This is a genomic window from Flavobacterium sp. (genome assembly GCF_039932285.1).
Lineage (GTDB): Bacteria > Bacteroidota > Bacteroidia > Flavobacteriales > Flavobacteriaceae > Flavobacterium.
The window spans coordinates 1-4071 of the sequence record NZ_JBDTQE010000120.1 but is presented as its reverse complement, the minus strand read 5'-3'; the positions used below and the strand labels follow the sequence as shown (position 1 = coordinate 4071).

Sequence of the window (4071 nt, the reverse complement as noted above, 5' to 3'; positions counted from 1 at the left end):
CACTGGGAATAAAAGCCCAGAAACGCAACAAATGATTATGCAAGCTTATGGAGTAGGAAGTCAAGTAGGAGTAATGCTACCATTTAGTCGTGATAACGAAAGCGAAGCTGATATGATTGGACTTACTCTTATGGCAATTGCAGGTTATAATCCGGATAATGCGGTTGCAATTTGGGAACGTATGTCTGCACAAGCAGGAGGAAGTGCTCCGCCAGAAATAATGAGTACACATCCATCAAACGAAACACGTATTGCAAATCTAAAAGCACTATTACCTCAGGCAAAAGCAGAAGCTGCAAAATTTGGAGTTACTTCGTTTAAATAAAAAAAATAAAATATTTAGAAGCCATTTCGATTGAGATGGCTTTTTTTTTTAGTTATATTTGAAAAATATATTCCAAATTTATTAAGAACGAACAACCAAAATAAATGAAAGCACTTCAAAAAGGAGATAAAAAATTACTAAATGCCTGGGCTTTTTACGATTGGGCAAACTCAGTTTATAGCTTAGTAATTGCTTCGGCAATTTTTCCTATTTTTTATGAATTAATTTTTAAAAATAGAGGGAATAATGTAGTCTATATTTTTGGTTATGAGATTAAAGACACTGCAATGATCACTTTTGTTACGGCATTAGCGTTTCTAATAGTGGCTTTTATTTCGCCTTTTTTATCAGGAATAGCAGATTATGTAGGAAACAAAAAAGCATTTATGAGGTTCTTTTGTTATCTCGGTGGTTTGTCTTGTATTTCTCTATATTGGTTTAATTTAGATAATTTATTTTTAAGTTATACAGCTTATTTATTAGGGTTAATTGGATTCTGGGCTAGTCTGGTTTTTTACAATTCTTATTTACCAGATATTGCATATCCCGAACAACAAGATAGGGTTAGCGCAAGAGGTTTTTCTATGGGATATATAGGAAGTACTATTTTGTTAATAATAAATTTAGCAATGGTTATGTTTCCTGATAAGTTTTATATTACTGCTGAAAATCCTGATAGAGCTAGAGAAATTGCAATGCGTACTTCATTTTTAATGGTTGGTATTTGGTGGATAGGCTTCAGTCATATAACCTATTATTATTTGCCAAAAGGAGCTTCGACGGGGCATAAAGTAACAAAAGCAGTACTTTTTGATGGTTTTAAAGAGCTAAAATTAGTTTGGAAACAATTACAACAAAACATTATTTTAAAAAGATATTTATCGAGCTATTTTGTTTTCATTATGGCAGTGCAAACAGTTATGTTAGTCGCTACTTATTTTGGAGCTACCGAAATTAATTGGACAACACCAAGCCAGAAAACCACAGGACTAATCATTAGTATATTAGTGATTCAATTGGTTGCTGTTTTAGGCGCATTTCTTACCTCAAGAGCATCAGGAAAATTTGGAAATATCAATACTTTAATATTTCTAAATGCCTTTTGGGCCGTACTTTGTGTTTTTGCTTATTTTGTAACTGAACCCAACGAGTTTTACATAGTAGCAGGTTTTGTAGGATTGGTTATGGGAGGAATACAATCTCTAGCTCGTTCTACATATTCAAAATTATTACCAGAAACGGAAGACACAGCCTCATATTTCAGTTTTTATGATGTGACAGAAAAAATAGGAATCGTTATAGGAATGTCTATTTACGGAATCATAGATCAAGTTACAGGTTCTATGAGAAATTCCATAGTATTTTTAGCTACTTTCTTTATAATAGGAGTGATTTTATTGCTAAGAATCCCGAAAAATAATTTGTTAAGCAATAATTAATATTATATTTGAATAAATTTTTTAAAAATTAATACCTACAAAATGAATAAAATAAAAAGTATTTCTGCATTTTTACTATTGTTTTCAGCAGTAATTTTCACATCATGTTCTGTAGAACCTTATACTGGATCAATTCCTAGTTCTGGAGATAATGGAGGAAATGAATCTGCTAATGATTATTGGCCTTCAGCTATAAATAATCAATGGGTTTTTAGTTTAAATGGAGTTAATCAAGCTCCTCTCAAAATGGTTTCAATAGATGCTATTGGAGGAAATAGCTATTTTACATTTAATCCTCAATCTAACGGAGGAGTAAGCCAGGTAACTAGATTAAGAAAATTGAATGGAGATTATTATATAAAAAGTGAAGATATTATAGTTGCAGCTCAAGCAGGAGTTCCAGGTTCTACATCAACTGGAACAGAAAGAATACTTTTAAAAGATTATTTACCAGTAGGAGGTTCTTGGACTAGCGACTATGTTCAGACTACAACATATACTGATCCCACATACCCAGTTGTTACTACTAATTTTAATATTGTTGCTACTATTTTAGAAAAAGGTTCAACTTTAACTGTTGGTAGTCAAACTTTTAATGATGTAATTAAGGTAAGGGTAGTGCAAAACATTACGTTTTCTGGACAAATTTCTTCTGCAATATCTTATTACTGGTATGCTAAAAATGTTGGATCTATCAAAATTGAAACTACATCTGGAACAACAACTTATACTCAAGATTTAGTTTCGTATATTTTAAATTAGTATCTGTAAAATATACCATATAAACCCATCTCTTTTTTAAAGTAGATGGGTTTTTTATGGCACAATCCTTGATTTATTACAATGAAAATATATTAAATAATTTTCTTATTTATTGATTTTCAGCTATATAATTATTTGAATGTATTATTTTTACATTTCAAATAAGCCATGTTTAATGACAAAATGACTTAAATACAATATGTCTCAACAAAAAATAATTACCATTGACAATTTGTCACTACAAGAATTCGATTCTGAAGCAGATTTAATCCCACTTCTTACACCAGAAGATGAGGAAGAAATGAATAATGAGGAATTACCATCAGAATTGTTAATTCTTCCACTTCGAAACACCGTGCTTTTCCCAGGAGTAGTCATTCCTATTACCGCAGGAAGAGATAAATCTATTAAGTTGATTAATGATGCCAATGCTTCCGATAAAATTATTGGAGTCGTATCGCAAAAAAATGAAGAAGACGAAGATCCTACCGAAAACGATATTAATAAAGTAGGAACAGTTGCCAAAATTCTTCGTGTTTTAAAAATGCCTGACGGAAATGTAACCGTAATTCTACAAGGAAAAAAACGTTTCGAAATAGATAAAGTTACATCGACCGAACCTTATATGAAAGCTTCTATAAAAGAAGTTAAAGAAGAAAGACCAACTAAAAAAGACAAAGAATTTTCGGCTATAATCGAATCTGTTCGTGATTTGGCAATACAAATTATTACCGAAAGTCCAAATATTCCTACCGAAGCTACTTTTGCAATCAAAAACATTGAAAGTAATTCATTTCTGGTCAATTTTGTTTCATCTAATATGAATCTTACCGTTACTGAAAAACAAGATTTATTAGAGATAAATAAGCTAAAAGACAGGGCTTTAGCGACTTTAAAATTTATGAATTTAGAGTTTCAGAAATTGGAACTTAAAAATGACATACAATCTAAAGTACGTTTCGATTTAGACCAACAACAACGTGAATATTTTTTGCATCAGCAAATGAAAACCATTCAAGAAGAATTGGGTGGTGTTTCGCAAGAAGAAGAAATAGAAGAGTTGCGTACAAAATCTAAAACAAAGATTTGGGACGAAAAAACACAAAAGCATTTTGATAAAGAATTGTCAAAAATGCAACGTTCTAATCCGCAATCACCAGATTTTGGTATACAAAGAAATTATTTAGAATTGTTTCTAGATTTACCTTGGGGAAAATATTCTAAAGATAAATTCGATTTAAAAAAGGCTGAAAAAATTCTTGATAGAGATCATTTTGGTTTAGAGGATGTCAAAAAAAGAATGATAGAACATCTTGCAGTTCTCAAATTGAGAAACGATATGAAATCACCAATTCTTTGTCTTACAGGACCTCCGGGAGTTGGAAAAACATCAATAGGAAAATCTATTGCAGAAGCGTTAGGAAGAGAATACGTAAGAGTTTCTCTTGGCGGTTTGCGTGATGAAGCCGAAATTCGCGGACATCGTAAAACCTATATTGGCGCCATGCCAGGAAGAATTCTTCAAAGCTTAAAAAAAGCAGGAAC

At 31.6% G+C, this 4071-nt stretch carries 4 protein-coding genes; all 4 read left to right on the top strand.

Features of this window, described 5'->3' with window-relative positions:
* On the top strand, nt 1–325 hold a 325-nt coding region (locus ABI549_RS13565; RefSeq protein ID WP_348076994.1), incomplete at its 5' end, for a M48 family metallopeptidase.
* Nucleotides 326–429: 104 nt separating this feature from the next.
* The gene (locus ABI549_RS13560; protein ID WP_348076993.1) at nt 430–1764 is read left to right on the top strand and encodes an MFS transporter; all 1335 of its coding nucleotides are present in this window, start codon (nt 430–432) and stop codon (nt 1762–1764) included.
* A 42-nt stretch (nt 1765–1806) separates the two neighbouring features.
* A complete protein-coding gene (locus ABI549_RS13555; protein ID WP_348076992.1) occupies nt 1807–2526 on the top strand; it encodes a hypothetical protein in 720 nt (239 codons plus the stop codon).
* A 199-nt stretch (nt 2527–2725) separates the two neighbouring features.
* On the top strand, nt 2726–4071 hold a 1346-nt coding region (locus tag ABI549_RS13550; protein WP_348076991.1), incomplete at its 3' end, for an LON peptidase substrate-binding domain-containing protein.

Bases quoted from the DNA above. Each gene is read 5' to 3' on its own strand.
- ABI549_RS13560 (WP_348076993.1), top strand. From the start codon at position 430: ATGAAAGCACTTCAAAAAGGAGATAAAAAATTACTAAATGCCTGGGCT.
- ABI549_RS13555 (WP_348076992.1), top strand. From the start codon at position 1,807: ATGAATAAAATAAAAAGTATTTCTGCATTTTTACTATTGTTTTCAGCA.